Origin of the sequence: Spirosoma sp. KNUC1025, assembly GCF_045160025.1 — a bacterium.
Classification (GTDB): domain Bacteria; phylum Bacteroidota; class Bacteroidia; order Cytophagales; family Spirosomataceae; genus Spirosoma.
The window spans coordinates 42,925-56,786 of record NZ_CP087140.1 but is presented as its reverse complement, the minus strand read 5'-3'; the positions used below and the strand labels follow the sequence as shown (position 1 = coordinate 56,786).

The 13,862-nt window shown below is 49.1% G+C and carries 17 protein-coding genes and 1 pseudogene; 8 read left to right on the top strand and 10 right to left on the bottom strand.

Annotated elements, in window-relative coordinates:
* Nucleotides 1-119 precede the first annotated feature (119 nt).
* The 3 genes from LN737_RS31085 to LN737_RS31075 form a co-directional block, all read right to left on the bottom strand.
* Nucleotides 120-1,787, bottom strand: a complete 1,668-nt coding sequence (locus LN737_RS31085) for an ATP-binding protein (RefSeq protein WP_231780088.1) — start codon at nt 1,785-1,787, stop codon at nt 120-122.
* 223 nt (nt 1,788-2,010) lie between these two features.
* The gene (locus LN737_RS31080) at nt 2,011-2,286 is read right to left on the bottom strand and encodes a hypothetical protein (RefSeq protein WP_370633207.1); all 276 of its coding nucleotides are present in this window, start codon (nt 2,284-2,286) and stop codon (nt 2,011-2,013) included.
* The gene (locus LN737_RS31075) at nt 2,232-2,825 is read right to left on the bottom strand and encodes a hypothetical protein (protein WP_231780086.1); all 594 of its coding nucleotides are present in this window, start codon (nt 2,823-2,825) and stop codon (nt 2,232-2,234) included. The genes LN737_RS31080 and LN737_RS31075 overlap by 55 nt, the downstream gene beginning before the upstream one ends.
* A gap of 487 nt (nt 2,826-3,312) precedes the next feature.
* Here LN737_RS31075 and LN737_RS31070 point away from each other — a divergent pair, with 487 nt between their 5' ends.
* The 5 genes and pseudogenes from LN737_RS31070 to LN737_RS31050 all read left to right on the top strand — a co-directional run bounded on the left by LN737_RS31070 (nt 3,313) and on the right by LN737_RS31050 (nt 6,232).
* On the top strand, nt 3,313-4,155 hold the full coding sequence (locus LN737_RS31070; RefSeq protein ID WP_231780085.1) for an ATP-binding cassette domain-containing protein: 843 nt from the start codon (nt 3,313-3,315) through the stop codon (nt 4,153-4,155).
* A 93-nt stretch (nt 4,156-4,248) separates the two neighbouring features.
* The gene (locus tag LN737_RS31065; protein WP_231780084.1) at nt 4,249-4,686 is read left to right on the top strand and encodes a hypothetical protein; all 438 of its coding nucleotides are present in this window, start codon (nt 4,249-4,251) and stop codon (nt 4,684-4,686) included.
* Between the two features lie 41 nt (nt 4,687-4,727).
* Nucleotides 4,728-5,039: a hypothetical protein gene (locus LN737_RS31060; protein ID WP_231780083.1), complete on the top strand. Its 312-nt coding sequence runs from the start codon at nt 4,728-4,730 to the stop codon at nt 5,037-5,039.
* Between the two features lie 2 nt (nt 5,040-5,041).
* Nucleotides 5,042-5,418: pseudogene (locus LN737_RS31055) on the top strand (GntR family transcriptional regulator).
* A 67-nt stretch (nt 5,419-5,485) separates the two neighbouring features.
* Complete coding sequence (locus tag LN737_RS31050) at nt 5,486-6,232, top strand: hypothetical protein (protein WP_231780082.1); 747 nt, start codon at nt 5,486-5,488, stop codon at nt 6,230-6,232.
* Between the two features lie 269 nt (nt 6,233-6,501).
* Here LN737_RS31050 and LN737_RS31045 read toward each other — a convergent pair whose 3' ends face one another.
* Together LN737_RS31045 and LN737_RS31040 are read right to left on the bottom strand one after the other, a co-directional pair.
* Nucleotides 6,502-7,218: a LytTR family DNA-binding domain-containing protein gene (locus LN737_RS31045; protein ID WP_231780081.1), complete on the bottom strand. Its 717-nt coding sequence runs from the start codon at nt 7,216-7,218 to the stop codon at nt 6,502-6,504.
* 2 nt (nt 7,219-7,220) lie between these two features.
* Nucleotides 7,221-8,252, bottom strand: coding sequence for a sensor histidine kinase (locus LN737_RS31040; protein ID WP_231780080.1), 1,032 nt, complete (start codon nt 8,250-8,252; stop codon nt 7,221-7,223).
* A gap of 203 nt (nt 8,253-8,455) precedes the next feature.
* On the opposite strand from LN737_RS31040, the gene LN737_RS31035 reads away from it, so the two are divergent.
* Nucleotides 8,456-9,190, top strand: a complete 735-nt coding sequence (locus LN737_RS31035; RefSeq protein WP_231780079.1) for an ABC transporter ATP-binding protein — start codon at nt 8,456-8,458, stop codon at nt 9,188-9,190.
* Nucleotides 9,187-9,957, top strand: coding sequence for an ABC transporter permease (locus tag LN737_RS31030; protein WP_231780078.1), 771 nt, complete (start codon nt 9,187-9,189; stop codon nt 9,955-9,957). The genes LN737_RS31035 and LN737_RS31030 overlap by 4 nt, the downstream gene beginning before the upstream one ends.
* Before the next feature lie 170 nt (nt 9,958-10,127).
* On the opposite strand, the gene LN737_RS31025 is transcribed toward LN737_RS31030, so the two are convergent.
* From LN737_RS31025 to LN737_RS31005, 5 genes are all read right to left on the bottom strand, one after another.
* Nucleotides 10,128-10,580, bottom strand: a complete 453-nt coding sequence (locus LN737_RS31025) for a transposase (RefSeq protein ID WP_231780077.1) — start codon at nt 10,578-10,580, stop codon at nt 10,128-10,130.
* Between the two features lie 382 nt (nt 10,581-10,962).
* A complete protein-coding gene (locus tag LN737_RS31020) occupies nt 10,963-11,418 on the bottom strand; it encodes a transposase (protein ID WP_231780076.1) in 456 nt (151 codons plus the stop codon).
* Nucleotides 11,393-11,524 (bottom strand): hypothetical protein, encoded by a 132-nt coding sequence (locus tag LN737_RS31015; RefSeq protein WP_255702738.1) that lies wholly within the window; start codon nt 11,522-11,524, stop codon nt 11,393-11,395. Before LN737_RS31015 ends, LN737_RS31020 begins: the two co-directional genes overlap by 26 nt.
* 28 nt (nt 11,525-11,552) lie before the next feature.
* Nucleotides 11,553-11,897, bottom strand: a complete 345-nt coding sequence (locus LN737_RS31010; protein ID WP_405520690.1) for a transposase — start codon at nt 11,895-11,897, stop codon at nt 11,553-11,555.
* A 244-nt stretch (nt 11,898-12,141) separates the two neighbouring features.
* Nucleotides 12,142-13,149, bottom strand: a complete 1,008-nt coding sequence (locus tag LN737_RS31005; protein WP_231780075.1) for a transposase — start codon at nt 13,147-13,149, stop codon at nt 12,142-12,144.
* Between the two features lie 224 nt (nt 13,150-13,373).
* On the opposite strand from LN737_RS31005, the gene LN737_RS31000 reads away from it, so the two are divergent.
* Nucleotides 13,374-13,850, top strand: a complete 477-nt coding sequence (locus LN737_RS31000; protein WP_231780074.1) for a response regulator — start codon at nt 13,374-13,376, stop codon at nt 13,848-13,850.
* The last annotated feature ends 12 nt before the right edge of the window (nt 13,851-13,862 follow it).

Genomic DNA, 13,862 nt, shown 5'->3' with positions numbered 1-13,862 from the left:
AATAAGAAGCGGAACATACTGTATATAGGAGCCTTATTCGAGAATTGTCTTTTAAATAGTATATCTTCAAAAGGACCGCCCGACCGAGTTACCAAAACACACCTTTTAACCCATTGAGCTTAGACGGGTAAGTAAACACTAAAGGTGGCTCCCTGACCAGGCTGGCTACTGGCCGTAATAGCCCCCCCATGATTAGTCACCACCTTCTCACAAATCGCCAGCCCAATCCCCGTGCCGGTAAACTCGTTTCTGCCGTGCAAGCGCTGAAAGACCTGGAAGATGCGATCCAAATATTTAGCCTCGAAACCTATCCCATTGTCCATCACATCAATCCGCTGGTAGTGGAGAGCCACGCGACTGGGCTTCACCCCAGCCGGTAAGTCGGCGGAGTCCACTTGGTGCGCCCATACCTGAATGAGGGGAGGGGTGTCGGTCTTATGAAACTTGAGCGCGTTACTCAGCAGATTCTGGAACAGCTGGCCTAGCTGAGCGGCATCACCCGTCAATGTAGGCAGCGGCCCCACCTGAAGCTGAGCCCCCGTTTGCTGAATCGTCCAGTCTAACGTAGTGAGCACAGTGGCGACAATGGTCTGGAGTGAGACGGGGGCACTCTGGTCCCGCTGGGTGGAAATACGGGAGTAATTCAGCAAATCCCGAATCAGCGTCGACATCCGAGCCGCCGCCGTCTGCATCCGCTCCAGATAGCCGAATGCCTCGCTGGTTGAGTCCGTGTAACGTGTTTTCAAGAGATCACCAAACTGCTGAATCTTGCGCAGGGGTTCTTGTAAATCGTGGCTGGCGATGTAGGCAAAGGTCTGTAGGTTGGCATTCGAGCGAACCAGCAGGCCATTGGCTTCGGCTAAGGCCTGGTTCTTCATAATCAATTCGTGGTTAGCCGCTGCTAACTCCTCCGTGCGCTGTTGCACCTGACTTTCCAGATTCGCCGACAACTGCCGAAGCTGCTCCTCACGTTGGCCTAGCGCTAACGTCTGCTCATAGTCAGCCGTCATGTCCAGATTCGTCCCCATCAGTTCCAGGGGACGTCCTGTCGGGTCGGTTACCACATGGAAACGGGAACGAATATGGTGGACGCTCTGATCCGGATGGATGACCCGATAGCTGAGGCCGAAGGGTACCCCTTTGGCAACACCTGCCAATACGTCGGCTTCCGTGCGGGCCAGATCGTCAGGGTGAATGCTGGCCAGCTGGGCCTGGGCTACATTGGCTAGATAACCGGGAGCCAGACCGATTAGCTCCGCTCCCCGGGCATCCAGGTGCCCCTCATTGGTGAGCAGGTTCCAACGCCAGGTGCCCAGTTGGGCCACATCCAGGGCCATTTGTAGGCGGGCTTTGCTTTGTTGCCCGGATTCCAGGTCCTGTCGGCGAGCGGTAATGTCGTCGTAATGGACCACAAACTGGTCATGGCCATAAAAAAAGGCCGTCATCTCGACCCATCGGTCCAACCCAGGAATAAACTGCACAAAGCGAATCGTTTGCCCGCTATTGATGACTGGCTGATAGGTATCGAACCACGCTGGCCCAAGGGTGGGGAAAACGTCCCGAGCCGCCTTGCCAAGGGCTTCTTGATGATTGACTCCGGTGATTTTTTCTAACGCGGCGTTCAGCTCCAGGAATCGGCAATCGATCACTTTTCCGGTTTGATCCCGAATGGCTTGGCAGAGGGCAAAGCCGGTGTCTATCGTCTCCCGGTCGGGGCCTTGGGTGTTCTCGACCAGCGGGTGGCTAAGAGACGAATCGGTAGACTTAGCCAGGTGCTGTTTGCTCATATAGACAAGAAAAGGGCATCTTAAATCGCCCCTTAAGCCAAAGTTAGCCTTATTTTCTGTTTACCTGAACAAGTTAGCTTTTGATCACCTGTTACGGATAGCCGTTAGCAGTTATTAAAACAAGTCGACTCTTTAAACGCCCCCATTTTTGACGCATATAGATGAATGGTAGATTGCCTTACGCTGAAGCGTTTATAAACAGAAGTGGTTTGCTAGCTATTCACTAAAAAAGTAATGTTAGTCCCCCCTTCTTCGGTAATTGTGGCTTGCTTAAGCGGGCAATCTCCTGGCTAAGAAACTGGGTGAGCTGACCGTACATAAAATCCGGTATCGGTTTGATCGCTTCTTGCCGACGCGACTCTTCTAGGGCGGCAATATAAGCCGTCCGATCCTGGGCATACACTAAGCTTAAGGGCAGGCCATGATACTGCTGAACATAATTCATCAGCAGCCGAGAGGTGCGCCCGTTGCCGTCACCAATGGGATGAATACTGACCAATTGAAAATGTACCTGAAAAGGTCATAGACCTGCCGGACTGTTTTAACTGCGGGCAACAGCGTGTTCATCTCTTTAAGCAAAGTGTCCACGGCCGCCGGCACCTTCTTTGCATCTAAAAACATGCGGCTAGCGGCCATGGCGCTAACCGTGCGGAATTGGCCCAGGCTTGAATCGAAGGTACCCAACAGGGTGTTGGTCGGCCCACCCGTCTGGCGCATGACCGCTGCGGCAATTGCCTGTAGCCGGTCCCGATTCAAGGGCTCGTGTTGGGTAGCCCAGTCGAGGACCAGTTGTTGAGCGGCCTGGTTATCAACGGCCATTAAGTGGTGTTCTAGCGGCTTGCCCCCCGCCGTAAGCCCTTTTTCTAACAAGGTCTGGGTCTCCAGCAGAGTCAGGGTAGAGCCTTCAATAGCGGTCGAATGATGGGTGTGCACCATTTGATTATACAGCTCGAAGTTAATCACGCCAGTGGTGAGCGCCTGGTATTGCTTAATCAATTCAGGCAGTGTAGGAGCTATATAGGGTGTGGTTTGAGCCATGGTGAGCGGTCAGGCGATTGGGCACGAATAGTTACTCAAAGATACGAAAGATGCTAGCTCGAAGTAGAATAGCCTTTAAAACTAGCTTTAGTTAACGTTCCAACCTTGGCTATCCCTCTGCGGAGGTCACCCTGAATAATTGCGACGAGTTCGCCGTGGTTCCTGAGCTTATCTAATAGAGTAAGCTACTCTAGTAAATGCTGATTTGTCTCAGTTCGAGGAGCCTTTTTTGAGAAGAAATAACTGCCAGTTATAAGATTAATTTGAGTAATCAATCTGTGAGGTGAAACCCTGCTCCCACACAATTAAGTCTTTCTTAAGGTATGTCATGAATCCAACTTAAACCTGAATAGATCTTTGGGCAGGCGCGTCAACCAATTATCTGAATTAAATAAACTTAAAACAGTATACACGTTTGGTATTTTAAAAAATAGTTAGCAGTATTGCAGTGTACTAGTTTAATGGTGCACTAAATCATAATGGCAGTATGATTAAACTCACGAAGCTAACATTTGGCTATTCCCCTCGAAAAACCGTTTTTAGAGATCTCAACCTAACGTTGACGCCCGGTACACTGTATGGTTTATTGGGGAAAAATGGGGCCGGAAAATCCAGCCTTTTGCGGCTGATGGGCGGTATGCTTTATCCACAAGCGGGCCAGCTTCAGGTGGCTGGCTTCGAGCCAGCCAAGCGGCAAGCCGCCTTTTTGCAGACGATTTATTTTATCCCTGAAGAAATTTATCTACCTACTGTCAGCCTGCAGCGGTACATTAACACCATGGCTCCCTTCTACCCGAATTTTAATGAAGGGCAATTTCGGCGGTACCTCAATGAGTTCGAGGTACCGAAAGACCAAAAACTAACGGCTATGTCCTATGGCCAGAAGAAAAAGGTTGTTATTAGCTTCGCACTGGCCACCAACACCCCAATTCTAATTATGGATGAGCCCACCAATGGGCTGGATATCCCCTCGAAAAGTCAGTTTCGCCGGATTGTCGCTTCAACGCTCTCCCCCGACCGACTAATCCTGATTTCCACCCACCAGGTTCGGGATTTGGATAACCTGATCGATGCGGTGATTGTCCTGGATGAAAGCGAAATTCTGCTCAATCACACCCTGGCTCAGATTGCTGACCGCTTACGGTTTGACAACGTAGCGTCAATGGCTCAGACCGAGCGAGTCCTGTATGCCGAACCATCCCTACGAGGACAGGCGGTGGTGCTGGAAAACTGGGCCCAGCAGGACAGTAAGGTCGATCTGGAGCGCCTGTTCAATACGGTACTTTCCAATCGCGAACGAATTAAAACCCTCTTCCACGAATTGCAATGAATTTACCCTTGACAACGATTCTGCTTCCTGTACTGAGCGGTACTATCATTCGTTTTTGTGTTTCCCTGGTTTTTTCCACTTTACCCTAAATCCATGCATCCTACTTTCGATCTCCGCCGTTTCGGCCTCGTTTTACAACTACATTTGTCCGAACATATCCGAACGTATGGGCTAGGCATCGGCGTATTGGTTGGCACCTGGATTGTGCTGCTCGCGCCCAGCACGGCCCGGACTGATCATTTTGGCGAGAATGTATACCGGTTTCACGGGATCTTATTCAGCTTCCTGTTTGGCGGATTTGGGGCCTGGTTTGCCAGTGAAGCATTCCGGGTCATCAGCACTCCGCTTCGCGGTATTCCTCAATTAATGCTGCCTGCCTCACAACTGGAGAAATTTGTAGCCAGCTTACTCATGCTGCTGTTGTATGTGCTTGTGTTTATAAGCGTTTTTTACGCGCTGGAAGGCATCTGCTTTCTGATCATCAATGCAAAAATCCCCCCGCCGAACCGCGCTACGAAGTACTTGATTTAAGGGGACCTTATATTCCTTTCGATCTACGGTACTTATCCTGGATGGCCCCGTCCTTTTTTCTACTGGGCTCTATTTATTTTGCCAAAGGAGCCTTTGTCAAGACGAGCGTGATTGCCTTTGTGCTTTATTTTTCGGTTATCCTGCTCAACGAGTTTCTTATCCGCCTGGTATTTCCTGACCGCGAACACTATGGCCCGACCCCATTCTCGGACGTCTATTTTCAGCAGAATGGCCGTCGTTATGAGGTAGAGCTAACCGGACTCCCTAAACTGCTTATTAGCCTCCTCTCACTAGCAGCAGCGCCCATTTTATGGGGTATTGCTTACGTACGCTTTAAAGAGAAACAACTGTAACTATGGATTTTCGCGATACACAAGCTATTTATTTGCAAATCGCCGATTACGTCTGCGAGAAGATTCTGCTTGGACAGTGGCCACCCGGCGAACGCATTCCCTCGGTGCGGGATTTGGGCGTAGAGCTGGAAGTGAACCCGAATACAGTAGTGCGCACGTATGATTTTCTGCAGCAGAAGGCCATCATTTTCAATAAGCGGGGCATCGGCTATTTTGCCGCTGAGGATGCCGCTACATCCATTAAAGCCTACCGTCGGGAGCAATTTTTTGCTACCGAACTGCCCGTTTTTTTCGCACCCTTTATCTGCTCAACATTGATCTAGCCGAAATTCAACAGCGGTATGACGTGTTTGTCAATGCTGAATTTACGAATCAATGATCCTGGCTACTCTTTTTTGTACAATACACGGACCACGAACGCGTGACAACACCTTGACGAAGTTATAATGAAAACAAGCGATAAACTCTTGATCGGTAGCCTGGTTCTAGGCTTACTAACGCTGGTGGGCTCAACCATGGCCCTTCGAGCTGAACACGATACAATTGATTTTAATGACCCATTTTATGGGTATACGTCAACTCCAGTCAAGCCGTTTAGCATTCTTAAAATAGAAGGTAATCCAAGCGGCATCCTTCCCCAAGGTACGGCCCCTATTGGCTCAAACGGGATCACGGAAAATCCCTATGACAGTTATACAACCCTGGGCATTCAGGTAGGTACCTCGTTTGAAATTCGTACCCCAAAGGCCAACACGATCAAGTTTATACACCGATCCGTGGGGGATACTTTGCTGATACGGTACGAACATGAGTTTTATGCCCGGCGCATCTCGGCGGATGAAGCCTTTGCCGCTCCGCCTTTTGCCTATATTATTGCGCCCGCCATTCGTCAACTCATTGCGTCTAGAACGACCTGTAAACTAACGGGACTAAAAGCTGAAACCATTTCGATACAGGCTACCAATGCCCGCCTGCTACTAAGCCATAGTTTGATTAACCAACTGACCTCAACCGCCCAAACCGGCAGCATTCTCCAAATCTCAGCAACCACTCACATTCATGCGGCCACGATAACGTCTCGGGACAGTTCTAGCTTTCGGGCGGATGGGAGTGGGTTTGACGCCCTCAAGTTGCAAAACGATAGCACGGCCATTCTTAAGCTGCCCGCTTCTTTGTTGACTAAACTACGGTAAACTCCAGTCAGGCTGCCTGAATCGAGGCTAGAGCGAGATAGGCCAAACTAACCCTACTTGCATCTGTGTGCATATGCAAGTAGCAGGTCACCATTCGAACTACTTTATTGAAGCAGACAGGTCCGTTTTTAGCCCTTCCCTACTACCTGTGACCGTTTCATTAATCGCCCAGTTTCAAAAGCAGATACTTTTTAAGCACCTCGTCTCATCAATGAGCATTTATTTAGAATGTGCGCTTCCCTCGGTTTTATCGCAGTTCTGCACAACTGTTAGCCAATCCGTTTGAAAAAATCTTCCCGGTAGAGTTCCCCAATGGGGACTTCAATCGTGCCAATAAGAATGCGGTTCCGCTCGATACTGTCAACTTTTGTCAACGCAACAATAAATGAGCGGTGTATTCGGGCAAACTGGTCGGTGGGTAGTTTCTCCATAAAGCTGGTTAGAGAAAACTGTGTACTAATCTTGGTCTGGCGGGTATGCACCAGCACGTAGTCTTTTTTGCCCTCTATATAGAGAATATCGTCTAAATCAACACGGATGGTCTTTACCCCGGATTTAATGAAAAGCTGACCTGTCAAAGGTTTCGGTTCAAGTGTAGATTCATTTGTAGGCAAGCGATTGGCACCCAGCTGGGTTTGCACTTTCTGGACCGCGGCCAGAAACCGGCTGAAGGGAATCGGTTTGAGCAGATAATCCGTCACATCTAAGGCAAAGGCTTCTACCGCAAACTGGGAATAGGCCGTGGTTAAAACCACCAGTGGAGGAGGAGCCTTCAAGGTTTGCAGGAGTTGCAAACCGGTCAAACCCGGCATATCAATATCCAGGAAAAGTACATCAACAGGATTTCGGGCAATAAACTCCAGCGCTTGCAGTGGAGTTAGGCACAACTTGGCCAGATGCAGGAATGGAACCCGTTCGATATAGGATTCCATTACTTCCAGCGCTAGCCTTTCATCATCCACGACCAGGCATTGAAGTTTTGTCATAATCACTTGATAGTCAGCAAAAGCGTGGTTTGAAAGCGCTCGTTCGTCTGACTGAGCTGCAATTGATGGCGGTTGTCGTACAAGTGGATTAGTCTGCGTTTTAAGTTGGTTAGTCCAATGCCACCAGTCGGTAGTATGCCCTTCGCGCGGATACCATTAATCGTGTGCAGGGTTAAAGTAGCCTCATCCAGCGTGAGCGAAATAGACGCAAACTCAGCCCCATGCTTAAACACATTTTCTACTATAGGCATCAGCAGTAGGGGTTCAAGAAATACGGCTTCTATCTCCCCCTGAACGGTAAAATGAAGGGGAAAGTCCAGGGGTAACCGGAGTTGTTGTAAGGCCAGGAAGTGTTCGATCATCTCCACCTCTTTTACCAAAGGAACCTGCTCTTCATTCGTCTCGTAAAGCATATACCGCATAAGTTGCGAAAGTTGCATGATTCCCGCTGACGTTTCAGTGGATTGTTTGATGGCCAGTCCATACAGCGCGTTTAATGTGTTGAACAGGAAATGCGGATTCAGTTGAGATCGTAAAAAAGAGAGTTCGGTCTTGAGCTGGGTATTTTCGAGTTCCCGGGTCTTCTGCTGAAATGAAAACCAATCGACGGCAAACCGCACTATGCAGGCCAGTGTGACAAATAGCAACAATTCAAATGAGCGGAGGATAAACTGCTCCTCGTAGGATAAGGGAAAATGATCTAGCTCAGCACCAAGATACCAGCTTCTTAATCCGTGATAAGCCGAAATGCCCAGGGTTACTAAACCCAAAATGAGCAACCCATTAACGATCAAAAAACGAGCTATCTTCATTCGGGCCAGTAACGCCGGGATCAAGTAGCGGTAGTTGGCATAAAAGATAATCACCTGGGCTATAATATGAATGCTGGGGTGGCCAATGAGAAAGTTAACCCCTTGATAGGTATTGATATAGATAACCGCTACGATGTAGGCCGACCAGATCAGGCTATGAGCAAGAACTGGCAAATACCCGGGTATGGGTTTGGTAAACAGTCGCTGGAATCGGTTGTGCATAAGGGGGTAAAGTTACCCAAGGAAGCCATCGAATGGTTGGTTCTGCCTTCAACAGGCGTTCTGTAGCGCTAGACGCCATTTTTTAGGCCATCAAACCAATTAGCAGGTCAATCCTACCGATTGATCGTACTCCAGGCAAATTCCAGGGTTTTGCTTTTTTCTGACGGATCAATTGGCTTTGGTTTGGGTCAAAATCGAATCGGATGACCTACGCAATTCAAACGCAGCAACTCAGTTACTGCCATGGCCAGCAACTGATCGTTGATAATCTCAATTTACAAGTGCCTGTGGGGAGTATTTTTGGTTTTCTGGGTCCCAATGGTTCAGGCAAAACCACTACGATACGGCTGCTCCTGGGACTTATTCGACTGACAAACCCAGGAATTCAGTTGTTTGGTCAGGACATTCGGGATGAGCGATTGTCTATCCTGAGGAAGGTCGGGGCTTTAATTGAAGCACCAGTGCTGTACCCGCATTTGACCGGCTATGAAAACCTTCAGATTGGCCAGCTCGCCCGGCAAGTGGGTCGGAACCAGATCGACTGCGTCCTGGACATGGTGGACCTTACCCAGGATGCAACAAAGCAGGTCGAGCGCTATTCACTGGGTATGCGTCAGCGACTAGGGATTGCCCTGGCGTTGCTAGGAAACCCAGACCTGCTGATTCTGGATGAACCCACCAACGGACTCGATCCGTCCGGGATTCGGGACATTCGGCGTCTGCTCGTTGACTTGAGTCAAGTGCATGGCAAAACGGTCTTCATTTCCAGTCATTTACTGAGTGAAATGGAAAAGTTGGTGACGCATGTGGGCATTCTCAATCGGGGTCATTTGCTTTTTCAGGGGCCCCTTACCCAACTCCACCATGACTTTTCTGCCGGAATCTCCGTGCAGACCTTAGAAGATATCTTTTTAACCCTAATCAATCCAAACGCATGAATGCAGCAACTGATCTAATTAATTGCCTGGGTATGGAGCGGCTGAAGCTGAAAGGAACGTTAGTTATCTGGCTGGCCATCTTTGCCCCCGGTTTTGTGGTCGTCGTGGCTTTTGTGGCCGGGTATGCCGACGGGGAGCGGTTCTATCAACCGGGGGTTAATCCCTGGAATAATTTCTGCGAGCACCTTCTGGCAGGCTGGTCACTTTTTATATTTCCGCTTTATATTTCCCTGTTGTCGGCTCTCTATGCGGCCCTGGAGCATCAAAACAGAGCCTGGGGGTATCTGTACAGCTTGCCAGTGCTGAAAAGTAGCATTTACCTGAGTAAGCTGTTGGTATTGACTGCCTTGATTGTGTTGAGTCATACTGCTTTGTTTGTCTTGGGCTTCTGCGCCGGATCGTTAATTGGTCTGTTGAAGCCTGCTTTCGGTTTTCAGAATTATGCCATGTCTGCTTTTATGCCGGTGGCTTGTCTACATTTATTTGTCTGCGGACTGGGAATGATCGTCATTCAGCTACTAATCAGCTTGTGGTATCCCAGCTTTATCATCCCCGCCGGCTTTGGCCTTTTCGCCACACTGGCTGGCGCGATTGCCCGAAGTTTTCAGGTAAGTCATTTTTCCCCTTACCTCTGGCCGTTCGTGTTTCTCAACAACACCCTAGGAGTCAACAATTGGAATTACGCTATTTTAGGGTGGAGCGTTTGTACCTATTTGCTGGGAGCATACATCAGTATGTTCTTCCTTGGCCGAAGAAGCCGGGTGTAACAAAATCCTCAGTATCTTGGCCGTTTAATAAAACGCCCATGTCTTGAAGCATATGTATGAAGATTCTATCGTCTCAAGTAGGAGCGTGGCTGTTGCACAACTCCGCTTCCAACGTCGATTTTTCAGTGGCTGAATTGGCGAATGAGATTTTCTCCCATTGTCTACCCTTATTAGTTGAGAAAAAGCACGCTAAAGTCCAGAAAAGTGTCTTCAGACGACAATGACCAGTCCACCTTTAGGGCTATGGCCTGGCTGACAGTAGACTTGGGCGTGAACTTCATATACTTCTTCAGATTGAAGGCAATAGCCGCCATCAGCATCACCTTATGAGCACCGGCTTTGCCTCGTACATTTACCTTCCGTAATCCATAGTACTCCACCAGACTGCCCAAGACCGGTTCAACCGTTTGGTGGCGAAGTCGTTTCATACGCTTTCCCCGCCGACTTTGCTGGCGTTCCACGGCTCGCCGGTAGAAGGGATCATAGGCCGTCCGAATAATCTGTCGGCATTGACTCTTGGGCACACATGCGGGTTTGAGGGGGCACTGTCGGCAGTCTTGGTAATCCGCCCGGTAGACTTTCATCCAGCCGCCATCGACATTCTTATCAAACGTCTTAAACACTAAACGCTTACCCTGCGAACAGGTAAAGTAATCGCCTTCAGGGGCATAGAGAAAGCCTTCGATTTGTGGTTTGTATTGGCCGAAGACGGGTATCCATCCGCTGGTACTGTCGTGAAAATCAAGTTTTTCATTAGGATTTTTTCAATATCTTTGGCTCATCCAAAGGACAACTCCGCCACGGTGGATTGATCCAGTGTAGTCCCGCTAGTCGGGACTATTTTTTTTGCCTTTTGGCTCCGGTCCATTTGCCTGTTCGGCGTGCTGAGAATATAAGGGGTCATACTTAGTTTGATGACGCCACAACGCATAAGTTAAAAGTAACAACTTTTTTTGCACAGCTACGTAGGCCTTCATCTTGGTGTTGGTCTTTTGATATACCCGCTCATAAAGAGCCTGGCAAGCAGTCTCCCCAAAACGGACCGCACGGTGCGCCGCTGCGATTGAAGGCAGGCAAGTGAAGAATACGGCGGATGCGGCTATTACCCTTTTTCGAGATTCGAGTCTTACCCGATCGGTTGCCCGATTGATTCTCAATCACATCATAACCGGCATAACTGACTAATTGCCGTTGGTTAGTGAATCCCTCAAAGCCATTGGTTTCTGCAATCAGTACTGCAACCGACAAAAGCGCTAAGCCTTTGATGGCAGTTAGGCGTTCAACTTGTGCTTTCAGGACAGTATCCCCCTGAATTAACTCCTGAATTGCTGTCTCCAAAGCGTCGAGCTGCTGGTCGTAGACAACCAATAGTTTATCGTTCTGTTTGGTGATAAAATCATCGCCTATTGCACTGTAATCCAGGGCATGTTGCTGATTACGGCATTGGGTTTTCCATCGCACCGGCGACCCGGTCCTGAAACCGTTGATGCTGCCGGGTTAGTAAACGTAAGCTGTAGATATTCTTGGATAAGGGCTTCCAGAGCGTCAACTGTTGTTCTAAGCCCATTCGAGCTAGTCCTTGGGCATCGATCTTGTCATTCTTGGACAGCGCCGGCTGCCCGGTTGTAGCCTAAGCTTTTCAAGTAATGTTTTGCCTTATTAGGCAACAAAATACAGACTGACTGATCCTTCTGATAGAGATGCCAGGCAATAGCCTCGTGATAAACCCCTGTCGATTCCATTACGTAGCGAAGTGGCAAGCCTTCAGTTTTGCAATGGCGTGTTACCCACTGTTCTAACTGAGCAAATACCGCCAATTTGTTAGCTACTTTTGTCGAGCCTTTAACCACGACTCGGCCATCGGTATCGATCACCGATAGACAAACTTGCAGAGAGTCCTTACTAATGTCCAGTCCAACACAATACCGTAGCAGCTGCATACGAAGGGGATTAAGAGATGAACAAATTGGTTGACTGACCGCCTTTTCCCGCCTTTGCACATGAATGCCAGATCGTGGCCAGTGGCTACGTCTATAGGTACTGTTGGGGCTACCGAGAAAAGACAAGCTAGCCAGAGCAACCAGCGGCACAGTATCGGTTGGACGTACTAACGGCGGAACTCAGGGTGCTGGCTAGCCTTGTCAAGTCGTACTCAAAAATTGTACTTTTTCTGATGTAATCAACCTAAAACAAAGATATGAGCGGCGGACCGTCCGTAATGTTCCACCCCTCCAGCAAGGCGTAGTTACTCCCATTGGAATAGCCAGAATCGGCCAGTAGCTCCTCCAGACGCAGTTGATTATGGGCCAACCGTTGCTGAAGCTTCAGCGTAATAGAAGGTAGCGTCTGGCTATCCCGACCATTGGCAAAATCGGCCTGCACATGGCTGATAACGCCTTGGGCGGTATCCACTGCCAGGCTACAATGGTAGTTGAGTTTGAGAGCTTTTCCTGGCTTAATGGAAATGCGGGCATCGGGATCAGTAGGACTGTAATGAGTTTTGTTGCTCAATAATTTTGCTTTTTCGTTGCCAGCGCCCAGGGTAGTTGGTGCACTTTTCAACTTCTGCTGGCGCTTTTTCAACTGGCTTAGCTGATAATCAGTAGCGGTGATCACCGGCGCAGCTTGACGCTTGCTGGGTTTGGGTACCAAATCTACAGATCCATTAGGGTATTCAGCCTGCGGAAGTAGCTTGGGCCCTGGCCTTTGCGGCTGTTTTTCTACTAGCCTTTCCATCGAGGCATTCGCTTTAACAGGGGCTGAATCGATGGCTACTCGACGGCCAGCCACCATATTGTTGGCGACACACAAGCTGAACACCTGATCAAATAGTAATTCAAAAAGTGCTTCTGGATAAAGTTGTCGGGTGCGGCTCAGGGTGGAGTGCCAGGGTAATGGCTCATCAATGTTATAGCCCAGGAAATACAACATGTCCATGCGCATGGAACAGTACTCAATCAGCTTACGGTCGGAGGTAATATTCTCCAGATAGCTGATGAGCATGAACTTGAAAAAGACCACTGGGTCAATCGAGAGATTGCCGGTTGAGCCATAGCAGTCTTTGGTGTGTTCATAGAGGAATGTCAGATCGAGCGTCTCCTTCAGCCGACGGTAGAAATTATCCTTGGGAATGCGACTAGAAAGTTGGAAATGGGTGACGAGTTTTTCGTGATCGCGTTTTCTGCCTTGCATGGTTGAAGATACAAAAACTCAACCTATTCAGCCATTTCATGTATAGGCGGAGTTGTGCAACAGCCACGAGCGTTTGTTGAGACGGACCAACATTGACGGTCAGTTCATTTTCGGATCAGCTAGTAAAGCCAGTATCCTGAATAAAAGCTTAGGAATTAGGCTTTTATGCGTAACATTCGAGCTGTAGGATGGTTACTAGTCTAGCATAACCTGCCTGAGCAACCATGAAAAATTCCACGTATAGCTCACCAACTAATCCTTCGGGGGCAAAACTCTTGTTCGTTGAACACTGTAATGATCAGTGGGAAATCATCCAAACACTAATTCGCCAGTACCTCCCTCAAGTCAATCCCCTGCGAGCCAACTCCGCCCAACAAGCCATGAAGCTGCTGCGTGCAGGGCAGCAACAAGAATGGGAACTTCCTCAGTTGATCCTGCTAGATCTGCACTTGCCCAGCCTAGTCGATGGCTGGCAACTACTAACGGCCATCAAAGCCCTAACGGCTCCTGCTCGCTGGATTCCCACTGTGGTGCTGAGCTCATCCCTCTCCCGGGAGGATGTGGTGAAAGCCTACCAGGCGGGCGCTGCTTCGTATTTACGAAAACCAATCGAGCTGGCGGGCTGGCAAATCCTTTTTGAGGAAGTAAGGGCCAACTGGTGGGAAACCGTACGGCTGCCACCTATGCACTATATCTTGTGAACTAACTAAGTA

Coding starts and splice junctions, on each gene's coding strand:
- LN737_RS31075 (WP_231780086.1), bottom strand. CDS start 2,825: ATGGCTCAAACCACACCCTATATAGCTCCTACACTGCCTGAATTGATT.
- LN737_RS31050 (WP_231780082.1), top strand. CDS start 5,486: ATGAAAACAAGCGATAAACTCTTGATCGGTAGCCTGGTTCTAGGCTTA.
- LN737_RS31015 (WP_255702738.1), bottom strand. CDS start 11,524: ATGGGCTTAGAACAACAGTTGACGCTCTGGAAGCCCTTATCCAAGAAT.
- LN737_RS31000 (WP_231780074.1), top strand. CDS start 13,374: ATGAAAAATTCCACGTATAGCTCACCAACTAATCCTTCGGGGGCAAAA.
- LN737_RS31030 (WP_231780078.1), top strand. CDS start 9,187: ATGAATGCAGCAACTGATCTAATTAATTGCCTGGGTATGGAGCGGCTG.
- LN737_RS31040 (WP_231780080.1), bottom strand. CDS start 8,252: ATGCACAACCGATTCCAGCGACTGTTTACCAAACCCATACCCGGGTAT.
- LN737_RS31065 (WP_231780084.1), top strand. CDS start 4,249: ATGCATCCTACTTTCGATCTCCGCCGTTTCGGCCTCGTTTTACAACTA.
- LN737_RS31045 (WP_231780081.1), bottom strand. CDS start 7,218: ATGACAAAACTTCAATGCCTGGTCGTGGATGATGAAAGGCTAGCGCTG.
- LN737_RS31070 (WP_231780085.1), top strand. CDS start 3,313: ATGATTAAACTCACGAAGCTAACATTTGGCTATTCCCCTCGAAAAACC.
- LN737_RS31035 (WP_231780079.1), top strand. CDS start 8,456: ATGACCTACGCAATTCAAACGCAGCAACTCAGTTACTGCCATGGCCAG.
- LN737_RS31010 (WP_405520690.1), bottom strand. CDS start 11,897: ATGCAGCTGCTACGGTATTGTGTTGGACTGGACATTAGTAAGGACTCT.
- LN737_RS31085 (WP_231780088.1), bottom strand. CDS start 1,787: ATGAGCAAACAGCACCTGGCTAAGTCTACCGATTCGTCTCTTAGCCAC.
- LN737_RS31005 (WP_231780075.1), bottom strand. CDS start 13,149: ATGCAAGGCAGAAAACGCGATCACGAAAAACTCGTCACCCATTTCCAA.
- LN737_RS31060 (WP_231780083.1), top strand. CDS start 4,728: ATGGCCCCGTCCTTTTTTCTACTGGGCTCTATTTATTTTGCCAAAGGA.